Raw genomic sequence first — 21,147 nt, forward strand, 5'->3', positions numbered from 1 at the left:
TTAAATTCTTACACCGTTTTGTAGGTAAAAATATAGTAATAAATGGTTTATTTTTTAATTTTTATAGCAGTATTATTCTCGCTTTTTTTTCTTTTTAATGTAATTTTAGAACCTGCTTATGCTTATTTTTTTAGAAAACCTGTTTTTGTTCATTTTTATCCATTTCCAAAAAAATTAACACTAGTCCAACTACAAATATTAAATAGCGAATTTGAGTTTTACCAAAAACTACCGCCGCGATTTAAAGGTTATTTTGAACACAGAACGGCCACTTTTATCAGGCAATATCCTTTTTATGGTAAAGAAAATTTAATGGTAACCGATAGAATGAAGGTGCTTATTGCTGCAACAGCTGTTATGCTTACCTTTGGTATGCGTAATTATCTTTTCGATGTTATTGATAAAATTATTATTTATCCCAATATTTATTATTCAAGTTTTAGTAAAGATTATCACAAAGGCGAATTTAACCCAAGAATGAAAGCTATTGTTTTTTCTTGGAAGCATTTTTTAGAAGGATATGAAATTTCAAATGATAATCTGAATTTAGGTTTGCACGAATTTGGTCATGTGCTTCATTATCAAGGATTAAAAAGTACGGATACTTCGGCTACTATTTTTTCGGTTACTTACGATGAAATTATGAAACAAATACAATATCCGCCTAATTATAAACGATTAATTGAATCGAATTACTTTAGAATATATGCTTACACAAATGAATTTGAATTTATTGCGGTAATTTTAGAACACTTTTTTGAAACACCCGAACAATTTCAACACGAGTTTCCGCAATTGTATGAAAAAGTAAGAATAATGATTAACTTCAGTAAGCTATAAAATACTAAAAAAATAGTTTATAAGCAATGATGTAATACTTTAAAAAACCTTTTTTTGTTTCGTAAATTTGATGAACAATTAAAATAACAACACTATGAAGCAGAAAGTTCCTATTTCGACAATAATGTCAACCAACGTCATTAAATTAAATACTACAGACGATTTAACTAAAGCAGAGTCTTTATTTAAAAAACATAAAATTAGGCATATACCAGTAGTAAATGGAAATAAAATAATAGGCATGTTAAGCTATACCGATTTGCTTCGTATTTCCTTTGCTGATGCAACCGATGAAGACGATGAGGTGGTAGATACAACGGTTTACAATATGTTTTCGGTAGAACAAGTAATGGCAAAAAAACTGGTAACAATATCGCCAGAAACCACAATAAAAGAAACTGCCGAAATTTTATCTAAAAAGGAGTTTCATGCACTTCCTGTTTGCGAAGGCGATATGATTGTAGGTATTGTTACTACAACCGATTTAATAAAATATTTAATAGACCAATATTAATTTTTTAGTAGTGCTAAGATATACCATAAAAAAATCTCGTAGCTTTCTACGAGATTTATCTTTTTTATTGTATTTTATTTGTTGTTGTATTTTTTTATTTTACTCACTAAAAATTACATATACGCTTCAATAGGTGCGCAAGAACATACTAAATTTCTATCGCCGTACGCATCGTCAACACGGCGTACACTTGGCCAAAATTTATTTTCAGCAATATAGTCTAACGGATAAGCGGCTTGTTCTCTTGTATAAGGAAAGTTCCATTCGTTTGCTGTAAGCATAGCTAAAGTATGCGGCGCATTTTTTAATACGTTATTAGTATCTTCTTTAGAAACCGCTTCAATTTCTTTACGAATCGCAATCATAGCATCGCAAAAACGATCTAATTCGGCTAAATCTTCACTTTCGGTTGGTTCAACCATAAGTGTTCCTGCAACAGGAAACGAAACCGTAGGAGCGTGAAAACCATAATCCATTAAGCGTTTGGCAATATCGGTTACTTCAATGCCTTTTTCTTTAAATGCTCTACAATCTAAAATCATTTCATGTGCTGCTCTTCCCATTTCTCCCGAGTATAAAACAGGGTAATGTTCCTCTAAACGCGCTTTCATGTAATTGGCATTTAAAATAGCATATTTCGTAGCATCGCTTAAACCATCGGCACCCATCATACAAATATAACCATATGATATTAAACAGACTAACGCTGAGCCATAAGGCGCTGCCGAAATAGCGGTAATGGCTTGGTCGCCACCCACAGGAATGATAGGATTACTGGGTAAAAATGGGACTAATTTATCGTTCACACAAATTGGCCCAACACCTGGTCCACCACCACCGTGAGGAATAGCAAAGGTTTTATGTAAGTTTAAATGACAAACATCGGCACCTATAGTTGCTGGATTGGTTAAACCTACTTGAGCATTCATATTAGCACCGTCCATATACACTAATCCGCCGTTATCGTGAATAATTTTGGTAATTTCTTTAATTGCACTTTCGTAAACGCCGTGAGTAGAAGGATAGGTAACCATTAAACACGATAATTTATCGGCGTTTGCTTGTGCTTTTTCACGTAAATCTTCGACATCAATATTGCCTTCAGGAGTAGTTTTGGTAACAATAATATCCATTCCTGCCATAGCTGCCGAGGCTGGGTTTGTGCCGTGTGCCGAAGAAGGAATTAAGCAAACAGTTCTGTGCTTATCGCCTCGTGATAAATGATAGGCACGAATTGCCATTAAGCCAGCATATTCGCCTTGTGCGCCAGAATTAGGTTGTAAAGTAGTTCCTTGAAACCCAGTAATTACATTTAATTGATGTTCGAGTTTGTTTAACATCATTTGGTAACCAATCGTTTGATCTTGTGGAGCAAATGGATGAATATTATTCCACAACGGCATACTCAATGGCAACATTTCTGCGGCAGCATTCAGTTTCATGGTACACGAACCTAAAGAAATCATCGAGTGGTTTAAGGATAAATCTTTTCGTTCTAGTTTTTTAATGTAGCGCATCAATTGGCTTTCGGAATGATGGCTGTTGAAAACATCGTGTTGTAAAAATGTTGAAGTTCTTATCAAGCCGTTTGAAATCATTACTTCATTCGCTAATTCGCTAATTGAAAAGGTTTCTTTTCCAAGTGCTTCTGCAAAAACAGTAATAATTTCATTTACATCAGCTAAAGAGGTGGTTTCGTTAAATGAAATAGCAATTGTTTCGTTATCTATATAATAAAAATTAATTTCTTTACTTTCTGCAATTGGTCGTACACGCACAGCATCGGCTTTTACTACAATTGTATCGAAAAAAGAAGTATTGGTTTGATAAATTCCTAATTTATTTAAAGCATTAGCAGCAGTTACTGCCATAGTATGCACTTTGTTTGCAATATAATTTAAGCCCTTTGGTCCGTGATACACGGCGTACATTCCCGCCATAACGGCTAATAAAACTTGAGCTGTACAAATATTTGATGTTGCTTTTTCGCGTTTAATATGTTGTTCACGTGTTTGTAATGCCATGCGCAAAGCACGATTTCCGTTTGCATCGACAGTTACACCAATAATTCGTCCGGGCATAGAACGTTTGTATTCTTCTTTAGTTGCAAAATAACCCGCGTGAGGACCACCAAATCCCATAGGAACACCAAAACGTTGTGTAGTTCCTACCACTACATCGGCTCCCATTTCGCCTGGAGATGTTAGTTTAACCAAAGATAAAATATCGGCAGCAACTGCAATTTTAATATTGTTTTCTTTTGCCTTTGCAATAAAACTAGCATAATCGTAAACTTGTCCGTATTTTCCAGGATATTGTAAAATTACTCCAAAAAATTCAGATGAAAAATTAAACTCTTCGTGGTTTCCAATTACCAATTCAACTCCTATAGGTGTAGCACGTGTTTGTAAAACCGATAAGGTTTGCGGCAAAATTTCTTCGGAAACAAAGAATTTATTTGCATTGTTTTTCTTTTGTTCCCTTGTTCTTACATCGAACAGCAAAGCCATTGCTTCTGCTGCGGCTGTTGCTTCGTCGAGTAAAGAAGCATTTGCAATTTCCATTCCTGTAAGTTCAATAATTGTAGTTTGAAAATTTAAAAGTGCTTCTAAACGTCCTTGAGCAATTTCCGCTTGATACGGCGTATAAGCCGTGTACCAACCCGGATTTTCAAAAATATTACGTTGGATAACAGCTGGAACAATTGTTGGATGATAGCCTAAACCAATATACGATTTAAAAACTTTATTTTTTCTACCCAAATCGCGAACGTGAGCTGCATATTCGTATTCTGACATGGCAGGCTCTAAATCGAGTGGATTTTTTAACTTTATATCGTCGGGTAAGGTTTCGTAAATTAATTGGTCAACTGTTTCAGAACCAATTGTTTTTAGTATAAAATTAATTTCGTTTTCACGAGGACCTAAATGACGTAGGGCAAAATTATCTGTTCTCATTTTTAATGAAATATTAAAGTAAAATTGTGTTGTTTTTAGCGAACAAATTTAATTATTAAATTCGTAATAATTTGCTTTTTAAATGTGTTTGATTGTGATTTTTTTAAACAAAATAATCAATTTGTTAACACTTTGATTATTTTTGTTTATGCACTTAGCAAAAATTTTTTTCAATTTTTATATAGATAGTAGTATTCATGTAGCTTTATCAGTGTATGCTTTAATAAGGATTACATTTTTTAAGTTACATCTTCCGTATGACGAACCTGTAGCCTATTTTGGTTTTTACGGAACTATTGTAGGGTATAATTTTATAAAATATGATGCGCTAGCTCGGGTAAAAAGAATAAAGCTAACACCAACTTTTAAAGCAATTATTGGATTGAGTTTTTTTGCAGCTTTGGCTACGCTTTATTACTTTTTTCAATTGCAACAAATAACGAAAATTTTTGGTTTTGGAGCCTTGCTGATTACCCTTTTATATACACTTCCGTTTATTCCGAAACGAACCAATATGCGCAATTGGGCTGGAGTAAAAATCTATTTAGTAGCGTTAGCTTGGGTTGTGGTTACGGTTTGGCTTCCTGTAATGAATGCCGATTATGGTTTTGATGCTATAGTGCTTATAAAAAGCGTACAACGATTTATTTTGGTTTTTGTTTTAATGCTAATTTTTGAAATTGTAGATTTACAAAATGACGCCGAAAGCCTGCAAACCATTCCACAGAAAATAGGTGTAAAACGAAGTAAGTATTTATCGTATTTATTATTGGTTTTGTTTCTTTTATTGGATAGTTTAAAACCAGAAATTACGGCTATAGATTGCACAATTACTCTTGTTGTATCTGTAATTCTAGTTTTGTTTACTTTTTTTGTTTCTCCACAAAAATCAAAATATTATACAAGTTTTTGGGTAGAAGCTGTACCTGTTTTTTGGTGGATTTTGTTATTAATAAATGGGTAATTCCAAGTAGTTTCAATTTGAGATGCCGTTTCTTTTTTTGTATTGACAGAAACATTTTGAATCCATTTTATTTTTTTAAATAAGAGAATACAATACCAACCTAAGTCGAATTCATACCATTTTAATCCTAGTTTAGCCGATTTTGGAAAAGCATGATGGTTGTTGTGAAATCCTTCACCAAAAGATATATACCCTAAAATTAAATTATTATAAGCACTTTCATCGGCATCATCAATTTCGTAATTAGCATAGCCGTATTTATGTGAAATATAACCAATAAACCAATGTCCTAAAATGGTTAATCCAATTCGGAAATTAATAATGAGTAAAGCTGAATTGATTCCAAAAATCAACCCAATAATTGTAAAAAATGAAGCGTTTAGTACGAACCAATATTTATCTAAAAAATTGATGTATTTGTCTTGTATATCTTCATTTGGAATTTTATAACGTTCTTCATTTTTTGGAGTAAAGACTAAATGTAAATTCCAGAAATAATCAGTTACTAAAGAATGTTTGTATTGAAAATATTTTGGACAATCTAATCGGTTTTGCCAATAATCTCTGTAATAATGCATTTTTAACCAATCTTTAGGACTACCAAGACCTGTAAACACAAAACAAGTAAGCAATAAATTTTTAAAAAAAGTTGAGGTTTCGTAGGATTTATGAATGATGCCTCTGTGTAAACCTACAGAATGTCCTAAACAAACCGTTATAAAGGTAAGTAGTAATCCAATAATTGATGTTTTTAAAGATATATTTTCCCACTTAATAAAGAAAATTGGAATTAAAATGAGATACAACCACAATGTTTTTGAAAAGGAAAATGATATTTTTCCAATTTCATTAGGAACTAAATTTTTCATACAATTCTATTTTTATTTTCAACTGAAATTTCAGAACCAATAGCAAAAATGGTAGATGCTGGATTTTGATAGTTAAGAAACTCAAATTCATTACCATAAGTGGCTTTAAAATCTACATCAATTACAGTTTGGATTATTTCTTTTTGTTGCCATTTAGGATGTTTTACTTCGTATTCAAATGTTTTGTTTTCATTATATTTTGTGTAGCCAAAATAATGTTCGGTAATAAATTCAGAAGTTGTTCCGCTTTCTATTTCTATAGCATTATCTTTTGTTTCCATTAAAATAGTATTCCATTTATTTTTTGTTTTCCATTGATAGACAAAATCGGTATTTAAATTTTTATTCTCAGTAATAGAATGTTTCATTGGTAAGGTTTGATAGTGTTCTTTATACACTGTGTTTGCAACCCATGTTAAAGCAGGTTTTGGAACAATTTCTTTTATAAACACCACACCTCGTTTCCATTCGCCATTTTCAAAGCGCTTAACGTAAAATCGAAGATTTACTTCTTCAAAATTGGTATGAAACGGAATTTTTATACCTAATAATTTTGTATTTTGAAATAGAAAACCAACCAAACTGATATAGCATTTTCCATTATAGAAATCGATTTCTGTACCTTTTGGAACATATTTTTCTAGTAAACTAGCCTCAATTTCATAATTGATTAAGGCTAGATTTTTCCATTGTGCATTTAAAAAACTCATAGTGTTATTTTTTATAAATTATTATGGATAGGTAAACGCAAAGCATTGGTGGTAAAATCCAAATTAAATCGCTGTTGAAACCACTAAAAATTGTTATAAAAAATAAGGCAACCAACATAAAATAAACTTGAATTTCGATGTTTTTTGGAAACATAATCCAAAAGATAACTCCAGCAACTACTTGTAAAAATCCTGTAACCATAGTAGCAACTATAGCATACAAAAAGTATTCTTCGAAGAAAAAACCTATAAATCCTAATAGTATAGGAATTAATAAGGCAATGGTGTTTAACGTTTTTAGTGCTTTCATTGTTATGTGTATTTTTAAACTTTCAGAAAAAAATGAAAGTTTAAGTTAAAAAAATTATTTCATTATTTTAACAACTAACTTTGTTAGCCAATTGTCTTTGTATTCTGTTATTTTATCTAAAACATTGTCGGCTTTTAATACGAAATCGTATAATTTTTGGGTTTGTTCTACAAAGTGTTTTTCTTCTTCATTGGCGTTTGCGTCAATTGAAGAAACTTCTTTTAATACTTTTAGAGTAGGTTTTATTTCTCTCTTGCTGCGTTCACGAGCAATTTTTACTGCTAATTCATCCAAATCTTTTTCTGCTGTAAAAAATTCTTTGCGTTCGCCCACTTTATACTCTTTATACACAATGCCCCAATCCATTAACGCGCGTAAATTCATAGAAGCATTGCCGCGGGAAATTTGCAATTCGTCCATAATGTCTTCCATAGAAATCGGTTCGTTTGACACCATCAACAAAGCATGAATTTGAGCCATAGTTTTGTTTATGCCCCATTGACTGCCTAATGCTCCCCAAGTTTGAACGAATTTATTTTTAGCTTCTTGAAATTCCATAGGACAAAGTTAAGCAAAAGTTTTTAAACTTTCAAAAATAAATGAAAGTTTATTTGAAAATAAAACCGAAGCTAATTTAACTTCGGTTTATATTGATGCTGTCAAGCTGAATTTATTTCAGCTTCTAAGATATGAGTTTAGATTTTGAAACAAGTTCAAAATGACAAAGGTTTCTAAATTAACCCAGCTCGTTTTAGCAAAGCATCTGGTGTAGGTTCTTGTCCACGGAATTTTTTATACAATTCCATAGGGTGTTCCGTTCCGCCTTTAGACAATACATATTCTTTAAATTTTGTAGCGACTTCGGTATTAAAAATACCGTTTTCTTCGAAATAAGCAAAGGCATCAGCATCGAGAACTTCTGCCCATTTGTAGCTGTAATAGCCCGAAGAATAACCACCTTGAAAAATATGTGAGAATGAAGTACTCATACAATTTTCAGCTACATCTGGATAAAGTTTTGTGTTTTCAAATGCTTCTTTTTCAAATGTCTTAACATCTTCAATTGTTTGCGGTTTACCATGATACGCCATATCGAGCAAACCAAAACTCAACTGACGCAGGGTTGCCATTCCTTCTAAAAAGTTAGCACTTTCTTTAATTTTATCTACATATTCTTGCGGAATAATTTCGCCTGTTTCGTAATGTTTGGCAAACAAAGCCAAAGCTTCGGGCTGGTAACACCAGTTTTCCATAATCTGGCTTGGCAGCTCTACAAAATCCCAAAAAACCGAAGTTCCCGATAAACTTGGATACGTTGTATTGGCTAACATTCCGTGTAAACCGTGCCCGAATTCGTGAAACAAAGTGGTAACTTCGTTAAAGGTTAGGAGTGAAGGTTTGGTTTTTGTAGGAGGCGTAAAGTTGCAAACATTAGAAATATGCGGACGTTCATTTTTGCCGTCTTTTATATATTGATTTTTAAATGAAGTCATCCAAGCACCGTTGCGTTTTCCTTTTCTTGGGAAAAAATCGGCGTAAAATAAGGCTATAAAATTGCCTTCAAAATCTAAAACTTCATATGTTTTTACATCTTCATGATATTTATCGATATCGAAAACTTCTTGAAAACGGATTCCATAAAGTTTTTCGGCAATAGTAAACGCACCGTTCAATACATTTTCCAATTTGAAATACGGTTTTAGTTTTTCATCATCTAAATTGAATTTCTTTTGTTTTAATTTTTCCGAATAATAGGCGCTGTCCCATTTTTGTAATTGGTCGATTCCGTCTAATTCTTTGGCGAAAGCCGTAAGTTCGGCAAATTCATTTTCAGCAGCGGGTTTTGCTTTTTCTAATAAATCGTGTAAAAATGCTTGTACTTTTTCCGGATTTTGTGCCATTCGTTCTTCTAAAACAAAATGAGCATGAGAAACATAACCCAGTAAATTAGCGCGTTCGTGACGTAAACGAACGATGTCTTTAATGTTTTGTTGATTGTCGAATTCGTTATTCTGAAAGGCTTTTTTTCCGTAGGCAATAGAAATTTCTTTTCGCAATTCTCGATTGTCAACATAGGTAACAAATGGCAAATAACTCGGAAAATCAAGCGTAAAAATCCAACCTTCTAAATTTTTAGTTTTTGCTAAATCGGCTGCAGCTTCTTTTGCGCCATCAGGCAAACCCTTTAAATCGGTTTCGTTAGTAATATGCAACTGATAATTATTGGTTTCTGCCAAAACATTTTCGCCAAATTTTAATTTCAATTTGGCTAGTTGCGTATCAATTTCGCGAAGTTTTTTCTTTTGGTCTTCGTTTAAAAGTGCACCATTGCGAACAAAACCTTTGTATTTTTTATCTAAAAGCGTTTTTTGTTCTATTGTTAACCCTAAAGAATCCTTAATGTCGTAAACCGCGTTTACTTTTTTGAATAATTCTTCGTTTAGCGTAATATCGTTGCCAAATTCTGTTAGCCAAGGCGAAACTTCTTGTGCAATTTTTTGCATTTCATCACAAGTTTCGGCAGAATTTAAATTGAAAAATATGCTAGATAAGCGGTCTAATTGTTGTCCGGCAAATTCTAATGTTTCTATAGTATTTTCAAATGTTGGGTTTTCTTGTGAAGTAACAATTGCATCAATTTCTTTTTTGGCATTAGCAATACAGCTTTTAAAATTGGGTATATAATCGGCAAGTTCAATTTTGGTAAAAGGTGCCGATTCGTGTTTGGTGTTAAAATTTTTTAAAAAATCCATTTTTAGTTTGATTATATCGATAAAAAGCTTAATTTTGACGATGAAATAATATTTTTATTTTAAAGAGTAAAATTTTTTTATAGTTGTCACGTAATTGTGAGTAGAAAAACCCTAGCGAAAGTTGGGGTTTTCTGCTTTTTTACGGTTTCTTTAACTCTTCGGCAGCTTTTAAAACAACTTGTTTTAAGCCTTCTTTGTAGGCTATAATTTTATCTAAAACACATTTGTCGTTTGTGCCAATTATTTGAGCCGCTAAAATCCCAGCGTTTTTTGCTCCGTTTAAAGCAACTGTTGCCACAGGAACGCCACCTGGCATTTGTAAAATAGACAAAACCGAATCCCAACCATCGATAGAGTTACTCGATTTAACAGGAACACCAATAACAGGAAGTGGACTCATAGCGGCTACCATTCCTGGTAAATGTGCGGCTCCACCAGCGCCCGCAATAATTACTGAAATGCCTCTGTTGTGTGCATTTTTACTGAAATCAAATAATTTTTCTGGTGTTCTATGTGCCGAAACAATATCGACTTCTACTTCAATATCGAATCCTTTTAATATTTCAATGGCATCTTGCATTACCGGCATATCCGATATGCTACCCATTACTATAGCTACTTTACTCATGTTTGTTCTTTTATAGTTTGTTGTTTATAATTTTTGAAAATCAATAATAATAATAAAGTAAAATCAAGCACCTAGAAAGTGATAAATTTTAAAAATCGTTTTGCTATTTTCAAATCTTCAAATTATCAAATTGAGACCACTCGAATAGAATTCTTTACATCTTCTGCAATTTTTCTAGCTCTATCCATATCTTCATTTACAATGGTAACGTGTCCCATTTTACGGAAAGGTCGTGTTTCACGTTTTCCATAAATATGTGGCGTTACGCCATCGATTGCCATAATTTTATCGATATTTTCATAATAAACTTGTCCGGTAAAACCTTCTTCGCCTACCAAATTTACCATAATTCCTGCAACTTTACTATTGGTGTTGCCTAAAGGTAATCTTAAAATAGCACGAATATGATTTTCGAATTGCGATGTGTAACTCGCCTCAATGCTATAATGCCCAGAATTGTGTGGTCTAGGTGCAACTTCATTAACCAAAATTTCATCGTTCATCGTTTGGAACATTTCAACAGCTAAAAGACCAACATGGTTAAATGCTTCTGAAACTTGTAAAGCAATTTCTTGTGCTTTTTGTGCTATAGTATCGTCTATACGAGCCGGACAAATAACATATTCTACTTGGTTAGCTTCAGGATGAAATTCCATTTCTACAACAGGATAAGTCGCAACTTCTCCATTAGCACTTCGGGTAACAATTACTGCTAATTCATTTTTAAACGGAATTAAATCTTCAACAACACATTCAATATCGGCAAGTTTTACTAAATCTAAAGCAGATTGACAAATTTTAACCCCATTACCATCATAACCACCCGTTGCACTTTTCCATACAAATGGGAAATCAAGTTCATCTTTAGCTAAACTTTCACGTAAATCGTCTAAGCCCACAAATCGTAAGTGTTTAGATGTTGGAATATCATTTTTCACATAAAAATCTTTCTGTTTTCCTTTGTTTTGAATTAATCGAAGTGTTTTAGGTGAAGGAAAAATAGGTAAACCTTCTTCTTCTAATTTATCTAAAGCATCGAGGTTTACATTTTCGATTTCAATAGTTAATAGATGCACCATTTTACCAAATTGATAAACCGTATCATAATCTAACAAACTGCCTTTGTAAAAAGCATTGCAACCAAATCGGGCTGGTGCTTCTTCGCTAGGGTCTAAAACAAAAGTTTGAATATCGAATTTTCGAGTGTCGTTCAACAGCATTTTACCTAATTGGCCGCCACCTAAAATACCTAATCTAAAATCAGAAGAAAAATAATTCATTTGTAGTATTATGTTGTGTGTTTTAGGTTACAAAGATAATTTTTTATACCTTAAACAGAAAAGAAGAAAGGTATAAAACAATAGAAAGTAGATTAAAAATAGACTTTATAATTTAAAACTTGCGCCTTAACTTATTAGTTATTTCAAATTCAGTACAGTATCTTTGCCGTTTCAAAAACAATTATATGAATAATATAGTAGCTATTGTAGGACGGCCTAATGTAGGAAAATCTACTTTTTTTAATCGTTTAATTCAGCGTCGCGACGCCATTGTAGATTCGATTAGTGGTGTAACACGCGATAGAAATTACGGACGAAGTGAGTGGAATGGTAAAGAATTTTCGATAATTGATACGGGTGGTTACAGTATAGGTTCAGACGATATTTTTGAGGGCGAAATTAGACGCCAAGTAGAACTAGCAATAGATGAAGCCGATGCTATTTTGTTTGTGGTTGATGTAGAAGATGGTATTACACCCATGGATAATGAAGTAGCGAATCTTCTTAGAAAAGTAGAAAAGCCTGTTTTTTTAGTAGTTAATAAAGTAGATAACGCTATGCGTGTTAGCGATGCAGTAGAGTTTTATTCTTTAGGACTTGGAGAATATTATACGATATCAGGTATGAACGGAAGTGGTACAGGCGAATTACTCGACAAATTAATAGAATCGCTACCAGAACTACCACAAGCAACTGAAGAAGAAAATGAATTGCCTAAATTTACAGTAGTAGGACGACCAAATGCAGGGAAATCGTCATTTATTAACGCATTAATTGGCGAAGATCGATTTGTAGTAACCGATATAGCTGGTACAACACGCGACGCTATAGATACTACCTATAACCGATTTGGTTTCGAATTTAAATTGGTCGATACTGCAGGAATTCGTCGTAAAGCAAAAGTAAAAGAAGATTTAGAGTTCTATTCGGTTATGCGTTCAGTACGTGCTATAGAACATGCCGATGTTTGTATTCTGATGATTGATGCTACTAGAGGTTTCGAAAGCCAAGACCAAAACATATTTTGGTTGGCTCAAAAAAATAGAAAAGGAATTGTTGTTTTAGTGAATAAATGGGACTTAATTGAAAAAGATACCAAAACAGCAAAACTTTTTGAAGCTACAATTCGTAAAGAAATAGAGCCATTTACAGATGTACCTATTTTGTTTGTTTCGGCATTAACAAAACAGCGATTGTTAAAAGCTCTAGAAACAGCTGTTGAAGTGTATGAAAATAGAAAACAACGCATACCAACTTCTAAGTTTAACGAGTTAATGTTGCCAATTATAGAGCATACACCACCGCCAGCTATAAAAGGAAAATACATTAAAATAAAATATTGTATGCAGTTGCCTACACCTGTTCCTCAGTTTGTATTTTTTGCTAATTTACCACAGTATATTAAAGAACCTTATAAGCGTTTTATTGAAAATAAATTACGCGATAACTTTAACTTTTCTGGAGTGCCAATTGATATTTATTTTAGAAAAAAATAATAATTAACAAACTTTTGTGTAACAATAGTTTAAAAACAAGTACTACTAAAGTACAATGAAAAAAATTAAGCTAATAATAGTTTTTTGTTTACTTGTAACACTTTCGTCGTTTGTAGTGTGGCACAAATTTTATGTTTCGGTTACCCAAGTTAACTATAACGAAAATAAAAACCGTGTCGAGATTTCTTCTCGTATTTTTATTGATGATTTAGAAAAAGCATTAGATGAAAAATACGATAAAAAACTAAATTTAGCGACTAAAATTGAAGATAAAAAAGCCAAAACATATATCGAAAACTATTTAACTAATAAAATAAAAGTAGCTATTAACGGAAAAGAAAAAGCAGTACTTTTTTTAGGGATAGAATATGAAGACGATGTGGTTATTTGCTATTTAAAAACCGATTTTTCTAAAAAAATAACTACATTTGAGTTTACTAATAGCATTTTAACAGAACTTTATAGCGAACAACAAAATATTACTCATATAACTATTGGCAATAAAAAAGAGAGTTTTTTATTTACAAAATCAAACCCAAAACAACTAATCAAAACAAACTAATATGAAAAAGCATTTCATTCTCGTTTTTTCTACATTTTTAAGCGTTTTTCTTGTTACAGCGCAAGAAACTAAAGTTGAAGAAACTAAAAAGCCAGGGCATTACAATCAAAATAAGTTTCGTCAATTAAACGAAGAATTAGCCACTCCTAATATGTTTCGCACAGCATCAGGAGCACCCGGTCCAGCGTATTATCAGCAACAAGCCGATTATAAAATGAATTTGGTTTTAGACGATAAAAATACAACATTGTCGGGCGAAGAAACCATTACATATTACAATAACTCTCCAGACAATTTAGAATACCTTTGGGTACAACTCGACCAAAATATGCGAGCTCCAGATTCTAATACACCATTAGTTGAAAACCAAAAAATGCAGGTAGCAACCTCTGTTAGTCAGTTTTCAAAAACCTATATAGAAGAATCTTTTCAAGGCGGTTTTCACATTGATTATGTAAAAGATGCAAAAGGCAAGAATATGAGTTATACCATCAATAAAACAATGATGCGTATTAATTTAGACTCGCCATTAAAATCGGGCGATAAAATTTCATTTTCAATAAAATGGTGGTATAAAATTAACAATTATATGGTAGATGGTGGTCGTTCGGGTTACGAACAATTTGAAGATGGCAACCGCTTATATGTAATTGCACAGTTTTATCCTAGAATGGCCGTTTATAGCGATGTAGAAGGTTGGCAAAATATGCAATTTTGGGGTAGAGGCGAATTTGCACTTCCTTTCGGAGATTTTGATGTTACTATATCGGTACCATCAGACCACATTATGGAAGCAACTGGAGTATTGCAAAATAGAAAAGATGTTTTTACAAGCGAACAATTAAAACGCTGGGAATTAGCCGAAAAAACTTTTGATAAACCCGTTGTAATTGTAACCCAAGAAGAAGCCGAAAATCGTGAAAAAGGTTTTGAAACTACTACAAAAACATGGAAGTATAAAGCAAAAAATGTTCGTGATTTTGGTTTTTCTACTTCTCGTAAATTTTTACTCGATGCTATGGCGGTAAAATTAGAAACAGCACAGCCTATGGCTATTTCTATGTACCCTAAAGAATCCAATCCACTTTGGGGCGAATACTCTACACGGGCTGTGGCACATACTCTAAAAACCTATTCGCATTACACATTCGATTATCCGTATCCAAAAGCAGTTTCAGTTTCGGCACAACGACAAGGTATGGAATACCCTATGATTTGTTGGAATTTTGGGCGACCAGAAAAAGACGGTACCTATACCGATAGAACTAAATACGGAATGCTAGGAGTTATAATTCACGAAGTAGGACATAACTTTTTTCCTATGATTGTAAATTCAGACGAAAGACAATGGACGTGGATGGACGAAGGTTTAAATACTTTCTTAGAATATTTAACCGAAATTTCATTCGACCCAAATTTTCCAGCCGATAGAGGGCCAGCCGCTAAAATTGTTCCGTATATGAAAGGAAACCAAGATTTTATTTCGCCTATTATGAGCAATTCTGAAAATATTTTTCAGTTTGGAAATAACGCCTACGGAAAACCAGCAACAGGTTTAAATATTTTACGTGAAACTATTATGGGGCACGAATTATTCGATTATGCTTTTAAAACCTACGCAAACAGATGGAAATTTAAACATCCTACACCAGAAGATTTCTTTAGAACAATGGAAGATGCTTCGGCAGTAGATTTAGATTGGTTTTGGCGCGGTTGGTTTTACTCTACCGATTATGTTGATATTGGAATTAAAGAAGTGAAACAGTTTGCCGTTACAACAGAGCCAACAGAAGAAGCTAAAAAACTTTTAGCCCGTTACGGTAGAAACTTAGACGATATGAAAGATATATTATTTTGGGTAGAAGAAAAAGATAATATGTCATCTAAAAGTTTTAACGCAGAAGCTATACAACCATTAAACGATTTTTTAGCGACTAAATATACAGTTGAAGAACGAGCAAAATTAAAAAAGCCAAATTATTTTTATGAAGTAGAATTTGAAAAACCAGGCGGAATGATAATGCCAATTATTGCCGAGCTACACTATGAAGATGGCAGTACAGAAGAATTTCGCTTTCCTGCTCAAATTTGGCGTATGAACAACGAAACTGCAAAACGTATTTTTGCAACCGAAAAGCGAGTAGTAAAAATTCAACTCGATCCAAAACTTGAAACTGCCGATATTGATGTAAATAATAATATGTGGCCAAAAGAAGAATTACCATCTAAGTTTGATGAATTAGATAAAAAGTAAATAAAAAATGGGGTTTTTTAACCCCATTTTTTATTGATATCAATAACGTTTTTTAAAACTAATAATTATATTTATTTTTCCATCTATTTTTTAAAAACTGTCGCAATTCTTTTTCACGAGCATTTTCGCCAGGTTCGTAAAATTTGGTTTCAGAAATTTCTGTGGGTAAAAATTCTTGTTCTGCAAAATTATTGACAAAATCGTGTGCATATTTATATTCATCGCCATAGCCTAATGTTGCCATTAATTTAGTTGGAGCATTACGCAAGTGCATTGGAACGGGTAAATCGCCTGTTTGCTTTACTAGTTGTTGTGCTTTGCCAATTGCCATATAGCTTGCATTACTTTTTGCCGACGTTGCTAAATAAATAGCACATTGGCTTAATATAATTCTACTTTCGGGATAACCAATTGTGGTTACTGCCTGAAACGTATTGTTTGCCATAATTAAAGCAGTTGGGTTAGCGTTGCCAATATCTTCACTGGCTAAAATAAGCATTCTGCGCGCAATAAATTTTACATCTTCGCCACCTTCAATCATTCGAGCTAACCAATATACAGCACCATTTGGGTCGCTTCCCCGTATCGATTTTATAAAAGCCGAAACAATATCGTAATGTTGTTCGCCAGTTTTGTCATACAAAACCGTATTTTTTTGCACCAATTGCATTACTTTTTCATTAGTAATTTCAACTAAATCGCCTTCTGTAGCATTAACAACCAATTCAAAAACATTTAAAAGTTTTCGCCCGTCGCCACCCGATAAACGAAGCAACGCTTCTGTTTCTTTTAGTTTTATAGTTTTACTTTTCAGTAAATCATCAACCTTAATTGCTCTGTGTAAAAGTGCTTCTAAATCTTCTTTTGTAAACGGATTAAGTACATATACCTGACAACGCGACAGTAATGCGGGAATAACTTCAAAACTTGGGTTTTCGGTTGTGGCACCAATTAATGTTATCCAACCTTTTTCTACTGCTGCCAAAAGCGAATCTTGCTGCGATTTACTAAATCGATGAATTTCATCAATAAACAAAATGGGGTTTTTAGTGGTAAACAAACCGTTATTTTGTTTGGCTTTTTCAATTACTTCACGAACTTCTTTTACACCCGAGTGTATAGCCGAAAGTTGATAAAATGGACGTTTGCTTTCTGCAGCAATTATTTGCGCTAAAGTTGTTTTTCCTGTTCCTGGTGGTCCCCATAATAGCAAGCTTGGAACAATTCCTTTTGTAATTTGATGTGTTAACGAACCGTTTTTGCCTACTAAATGCAATTGGCTTACATATTCCGATAAATTTTTAGGACGAATGCGTTCTGCTAATGGTGCTTCCATACGGTAAAATTAATCTTTTAGTTTTAGGTTTAAAAATTTTACGTTTAAAGATTTTAATAACTGCCATTTCTTCAGTAAATTATATTTGGTGTTATATTTGAGTATTCCTTATTTATGAAAAAGAAAAAGACCATAATTGGCGAACATCAATTTACATTTACTAAAGCAGTTGTGTTATTTCCGTTGTTTTTTGTGTTGTTGTTATGGTTGGTTTTTTGGTACGAAATGAAGTTTAATGTTAACTTACATCATTTCGGAATTTACCCACGCGAATGGTTTGGCTTAAAAGGCATTTTATTTAGTCCGTTTTTACACGGTAGCCTAAAACATTTGGCAAACAATTCGTTGGCTTTGTTGGTTTTACTGCCTGCTTTGCAATTTTTTTATAAAAAGCAAACTACTTTAGTACTTGTATTTGGTATTCTTTTTTCGGGCTTAGGAACGTGGCTTTTAGGACGACCAAGTTATCACATAGGTGCAAGCGGATTAATTTATGTTTTAGTTAGTTTTATTTTTTTTAAAGGAATTTTTACCCGTTACTATAGATTAATGGCGGTTTCTATGTTTGTGGTGTTGTTTTATGGCGGTTCGGTTTGGTATATGTTTCCTAATGTGGATAATTCTGTTTCGTGGGAAGGTCATTTAGCAGGTTTTGTTACAGGTTTAGCAATGGCATTACTTATTAAAACACCGCAGTTTGGCAAGCCGTTAATTTACGATTGGGAACATCCAAATTTTAACCCAAAAGAAGATGTTTTTATTCGTAATTTTGATGAAAATGGCAATTTTAATCCGCCGCCAAAACCAAAAGAAGGCGAAAGCGAAATTAAAAGTTATTTTACTTCCTCAATAAAAGTGATTTATGAATTTTTGAAAAGAAATTGAACTTAAGAATGAAAACTTTAAAATTACACAATTTAGGTAAGGCTGATTTAGAAAGCATATTGAAAATGGAATTTACTTATAGAAAGGCTGAAATTAAAAATAAAGACAAACTTTCTGAAGAAGAAAAATTAAAGCAAATTCAAGAGTTAGAAATTGAGTTAAAAAAGAAAATGCAAAAAGCAAAATGGTCTTTGTTTTGATTTCTCAAATATTTAATTCACTAATCCGCTGTCTAACAGCTTCATATAAAAAAGCACCGCAAGCTACCGAAACATTAAGGGAAGAAATGGTACCAAACATAGGTAATTTTGCTTTTTCATCTACAATTTTTAAAACCGAAGGGTTAACACCTTTATCTTCGCTACCCATAATAATGGCAATAGGTTCTTTAAAATTGATGTCGTATAGTGTATGGTTTGTTTTTTCGGTTGCGGCTACTGTTTTTATGCCGCTGGCTTGTAAATGAAAAACAGCGTCTTTAACGTGATCAACTTTACAAATAGGCACATTAAAAACAGCACCAGCACTGGTTTTTACGGTGTCGCCATTTACAGGAGCGCTACCTTGTTTAGCAATAATAATTCCGTTTACACCTGTACATTCTGCAGTTCTAATAATTGCTCCAAAATTTCGCGCATCGGAAACACCATCTAAAATTATGAAAAGCGGTTTTTTTTCGGCTTCTAATAACGATACAATTAAGTTGTCTAAATTAGCAAATGTAATGGGCGATATAGTAGCAACAGCACCTTGATGGTTTCGGTTGCCTAATCGGTTTAGTTTTTCTACAGGAACTTGCGAGTAGTTAATATTGTGCTGCTTTAAAACTTTAAAAAGCTCGCGCATTAAATCGCCTTGCGAATCTTTTTGTACAAAAACTTTATCAATTTCAGTTCCCGATTGTATGGCTTCGATTATAGCTCGAATTCCAAAAATTTGTTGCGCTTTTTCCATTTGGCAAATTTAGAGTATAAAAGTATAAAAGCATAAAAGTTTAAAGGCTTTTGTTGCAAAAAAACGAGTAAAAGGCTAAATAGCCCTGATGGAAGTGATACCGAGTAAAACGGACAGCAGGAATATGGATTGCTTAAATGCCTAGAGATTCGCTGCTAAAAATTGGTAGTAAAACTAATTTGTACTATAGAATTGGATAATTTTATGGCGTGGTCGTTTGTGCTTCCGTTTGCATACACAAATTGGAATAATCCGTTTTTTGTAAGCATACCAAAACCAAAGCCTAAACCGAGTAGATTTCCTTTTAAATTTGCCGTTTTATCTTGAAAGTAGCCGTAATCGGTAATAGAATTGACGTAAACACTAGGCGAAAGCAAGTAGCGGTATTCTGCCATAATGCCCGAAAAAAAGTTGGCTTGCAGCGTGTTTTCGCGAAATCCGCGTATAGAATTTATTCCGCCAAAACGGTAGAGTTCGTTAACAACATACGCATTACTTTCTAAATAAAAGGTTTCGTTTTTTAGGTTAATACTATTTTTTTCGTTGAGGTTAAGATTGTAAAAAGCATTAAGCTGTGCTAAAAACTGCTTGGTTTTTTGTTGTAAAATGGTTCTGTTTCCTATTCCGGTTGTAAGGAGTATTTTAGCTTTTTCGGGAAAAATAAACGATGTTATATTTCGCTTTGCGTAATCGAAAGTTAAGGTGTAAAAGACACTATTATAATTGTTTAAACTAATGCTGTTTGCATTTTGAATATCGGTAGAAACAATGCTTTGATAGCCCACAAATATTTTTTTGGTATAACTAAAATAATAACCTAAATCGAAATTAAATTGTGTGTTTTGAAAAATGCTATCTTGTTTAAAAATTTTTAAATTAGCTTTTGTGCCGATTGGACTTTTAAATACATACGGAATTTCGGTTCCTAAATGAAATGATGTTTGTTTGTTTCCATCGTTTCGCCAATTTAACTTAAATTTTTCGCCACCATTTAAAATATTTATTAAGTGCAAGTCGAGATAACCGCTAAAAATTAATTTTGTGTTTTCGGCATCGTTTGCAAAACCTATAAATCCGTCAAATGTATTGGGTTTTGTTTTTTCTAGATAAGTATATATTTTGGTTGAATCTTTAGTAAATAAAAGTTCTGGATTTCGGGTTTGCATTACAAACGGAAATGCTTCTATATCGTTAGTTATTTCGGTTAAAAGTGCCTGATTGAAATTTTGTTTTTTGTATTTTTTTAACCAATTTTTTTTAATGTTCTTTGGAAATTTAGTGTAGCCTAAAACAACTAAATCGTTAACCATTCGTTTGTTGTTTAACGATAAATTTAACTCAGCAAAAATAGTGGTATTACGCTGTTTTTGATTGATGAGTTTAAGTTTACTTAGCGCATACCCATTTTGTTCTAAAACAGCGAGTTTTAGTTGTATCCACGATTCAACTTCGTTTGGTTTTAAATAGATGGTGTCGGTTTGTAGCGAAAGTAATTCTTTTTCTTCGTTTTTAATTTGATTAGTTACAATTGCAATACTGTTTATGCGATTGCCTAAAGAGTAAAAAAAGGTAAAAGTGCTATCGTTTACTTTTTTTTGGTCTTTTAACTGATAGGAAAAAAAACCATTTGAAAGTAATTTTTGTTCAAAAGTTTTTTGCGATTCTAATACTAAGGCAACCGAGCTATTTTCTTTTTTATAACCAATACTATCAATTATATGCGTTTCTTTTGCCGAACTTCCATTTATTTTTAAATAAAAGTTTTGACTTGAAACCCATAGCGGAATAAGAAATAAAATAAGTAGTTTCCATTTCATTTGGTAAATTAACGAAAA

At 32.8% G+C, this 21,147-nt stretch carries 19 protein-coding genes; 8 read left to right on the forward strand and 11 right to left on the reverse strand.

Going from position 1 to position 21,147, the window contains the following annotated elements; all coding sequences use genetic code 11:
- The first annotated feature begins 42 nt into the window (after positions 1 to 42).
- Together R2808_RS04460 and R2808_RS04465 are read left to right on the forward strand one after the other, a co-directional pair.
- On the forward strand, positions 43 to 840 hold the full coding sequence (locus R2808_RS04460; RefSeq protein ID WP_371269756.1) for a zinc-dependent peptidase: 798 nt from the start codon (positions 43 to 45) through the stop codon (positions 838 to 840).
- Positions 841 to 934: 94 nt separating this feature from the next.
- The gene (locus tag R2808_RS04465; RefSeq protein ID WP_371269757.1) at positions 935 to 1,354 is read left to right on the forward strand and encodes a CBS domain-containing protein; all 420 of its coding nucleotides are present in this window, start codon (positions 935 to 937) and stop codon (positions 1,352 to 1,354) included.
- 113 nt (positions 1,355 to 1,467) lie between these two features.
- On the opposite strand, the gene gcvP is transcribed toward R2808_RS04465, so the two are convergent.
- On the reverse strand, positions 1,468 to 4,311 hold the full coding sequence (gene gcvP / locus R2808_RS04470) for an aminomethyl-transferring glycine dehydrogenase (protein ID WP_371269758.1): 2,844 nt from the start codon (positions 4,309 to 4,311) through the stop codon (positions 1,468 to 1,470).
- Positions 4,312 to 4,459: 148 nt separating this feature from the next.
- Between gcvP and R2808_RS04475 the strand changes: the two genes are divergently transcribed.
- On the forward strand, positions 4,460 to 5,275 hold the full coding sequence (locus R2808_RS04475) for a hypothetical protein (protein ID WP_371269759.1): 816 nt from the start codon (positions 4,460 to 4,462) through the stop codon (positions 5,273 to 5,275).
- Here the strand turns inward: R2808_RS04475 and R2808_RS04480 are convergent.
- The 7 genes from R2808_RS04480 to R2808_RS04510 all read right to left on the reverse strand — a co-directional run bounded on the left by R2808_RS04480 (position 5,209) and on the right by R2808_RS04510 (position 11,825).
- A complete protein-coding gene (locus R2808_RS04480; RefSeq protein ID WP_371269760.1) occupies positions 5,209 to 6,144 on the reverse strand; it encodes a fatty acid desaturase in 936 nt (311 codons plus the stop codon). The two genes, R2808_RS04475 and R2808_RS04480, sit on opposite strands and share 67 nt — an antisense overlap.
- Positions 6,141 to 6,854, reverse strand: coding sequence for a YqjF family protein (locus tag R2808_RS04485; protein WP_371269761.1), 714 nt, complete (start codon positions 6,852 to 6,854; stop codon positions 6,141 to 6,143). The genes R2808_RS04480 and R2808_RS04485 overlap by 4 nt, the downstream gene beginning before the upstream one ends.
- A gap of 4 nt (positions 6,855 to 6,858) precedes the next feature.
- The gene (locus R2808_RS04490; protein WP_371269762.1) at positions 6,859 to 7,164 is read right to left on the reverse strand and encodes a hypothetical protein; all 306 of its coding nucleotides are present in this window, start codon (positions 7,162 to 7,164) and stop codon (positions 6,859 to 6,861) included.
- 54 nt (positions 7,165 to 7,218) lie between these two features.
- A complete protein-coding gene (locus tag R2808_RS04495) occupies positions 7,219 to 7,722 on the reverse strand; it encodes a GbsR/MarR family transcriptional regulator (RefSeq protein ID WP_371269763.1) in 504 nt (167 codons plus the stop codon).
- A gap of 173 nt (positions 7,723 to 7,895) precedes the next feature.
- Positions 7,896 to 9,917, reverse strand: a complete 2,022-nt coding sequence (locus R2808_RS04500; protein WP_371269764.1) for a M3 family metallopeptidase — start codon at positions 9,915 to 9,917, stop codon at positions 7,896 to 7,898.
- Between the two features lie 139 nt (positions 9,918 to 10,056).
- Positions 10,057 to 10,545 carry a 5-(carboxyamino)imidazole ribonucleotide mutase gene (gene purE, locus R2808_RS04505; protein WP_371269765.1) on the reverse strand — a complete coding sequence of 163 codons (489 nt, stop codon included), beginning with the start codon at positions 10,543 to 10,545 and terminating at the stop codon, positions 10,057 to 10,059.
- 125 nt (positions 10,546 to 10,670) lie between these two features.
- A complete protein-coding gene (locus R2808_RS04510) occupies positions 10,671 to 11,825 on the reverse strand; it encodes a 5-(carboxyamino)imidazole ribonucleotide synthase (RefSeq protein ID WP_371269766.1) in 1,155 nt (384 codons plus the stop codon).
- Positions 11,826 to 12,010: 185 nt separating this feature from the next.
- On the opposite strand from R2808_RS04510, the gene der reads away from it, so the two are divergent.
- Genes der through R2808_RS04525 form a run of 3 tightly spaced genes read left to right on the forward strand, consistent with a single transcriptional unit; the run spans position 12,011 to position 16,137 of the window.
- Positions 12,011 to 13,321 (forward strand): ribosome biogenesis GTPase Der, encoded by a 1,311-nt coding sequence (gene der / locus R2808_RS04515; RefSeq protein WP_371269767.1) that lies wholly within the window; start codon positions 12,011 to 12,013, stop codon positions 13,319 to 13,321.
- Positions 13,322 to 13,376: 55 nt separating this feature from the next.
- Entirely contained in the window at positions 13,377 to 13,883 is a 507-nt protein-coding gene (locus R2808_RS04520; RefSeq protein WP_371269768.1) for a DUF6702 family protein, read from the forward strand.
- Between the two features lies 1 nt (position 13,884).
- Positions 13,885 to 16,137, forward strand: coding sequence for a M1 family metallopeptidase (locus R2808_RS04525; RefSeq protein ID WP_371269769.1), 2,253 nt, complete (start codon positions 13,885 to 13,887; stop codon positions 16,135 to 16,137).
- A 58-nt stretch (positions 16,138 to 16,195) separates the two neighbouring features.
- Here the strand turns inward: R2808_RS04525 and R2808_RS04530 are convergent, their stop codons facing one another.
- Positions 16,196 to 17,473 (reverse strand): replication-associated recombination protein A, encoded by a 1,278-nt coding sequence (locus R2808_RS04530; RefSeq protein WP_371269770.1) that lies wholly within the window; start codon positions 17,471 to 17,473, stop codon positions 16,196 to 16,198.
- 114 nt (positions 17,474 to 17,587) lie between these two features.
- Here R2808_RS04530 and R2808_RS04535 point away from each other — a divergent pair, with 114 nt between their 5' ends.
- Complete coding sequence (locus R2808_RS04535) at positions 17,588 to 18,358, forward strand: rhomboid family intramembrane serine protease (protein ID WP_371269771.1); 771 nt, start codon at positions 17,588 to 17,590, stop codon at positions 18,356 to 18,358.
- Between the two features lie 8 nt (positions 18,359 to 18,366).
- A complete protein-coding gene (locus tag R2808_RS04540; RefSeq protein WP_371269772.1) occupies positions 18,367 to 18,558 on the forward strand; it encodes a hypothetical protein in 192 nt (63 codons plus the stop codon).
- Positions 18,559 to 18,562: 4 nt separating this feature from the next.
- On the opposite strand, the gene rlmB is transcribed toward R2808_RS04540, so the two are convergent.
- On the reverse strand, positions 18,563 to 19,312 hold the full coding sequence (rlmB, locus tag R2808_RS04545; RefSeq protein WP_371269773.1) for a 23S rRNA (guanosine(2251)-2'-O)-methyltransferase RlmB: 750 nt from the start codon (positions 19,310 to 19,312) through the stop codon (positions 18,563 to 18,565).
- A 155-nt stretch (positions 19,313 to 19,467) separates the two neighbouring features.
- Positions 19,468 to 21,129: a hypothetical protein gene (locus tag R2808_RS04550; protein WP_371269774.1), complete on the reverse strand. Its 1,662-nt coding sequence runs from the start codon at positions 21,127 to 21,129 to the stop codon at positions 19,468 to 19,470.
- Positions 21,130 to 21,147: the final 18 nt, after the last annotated feature.

The sequence above is a fragment of the Flavobacterium sp. genome (assembly GCF_041392005.1).
Lineage (GTDB): Bacteria > Bacteroidota > Bacteroidia > Flavobacteriales > Flavobacteriaceae > Flavobacterium.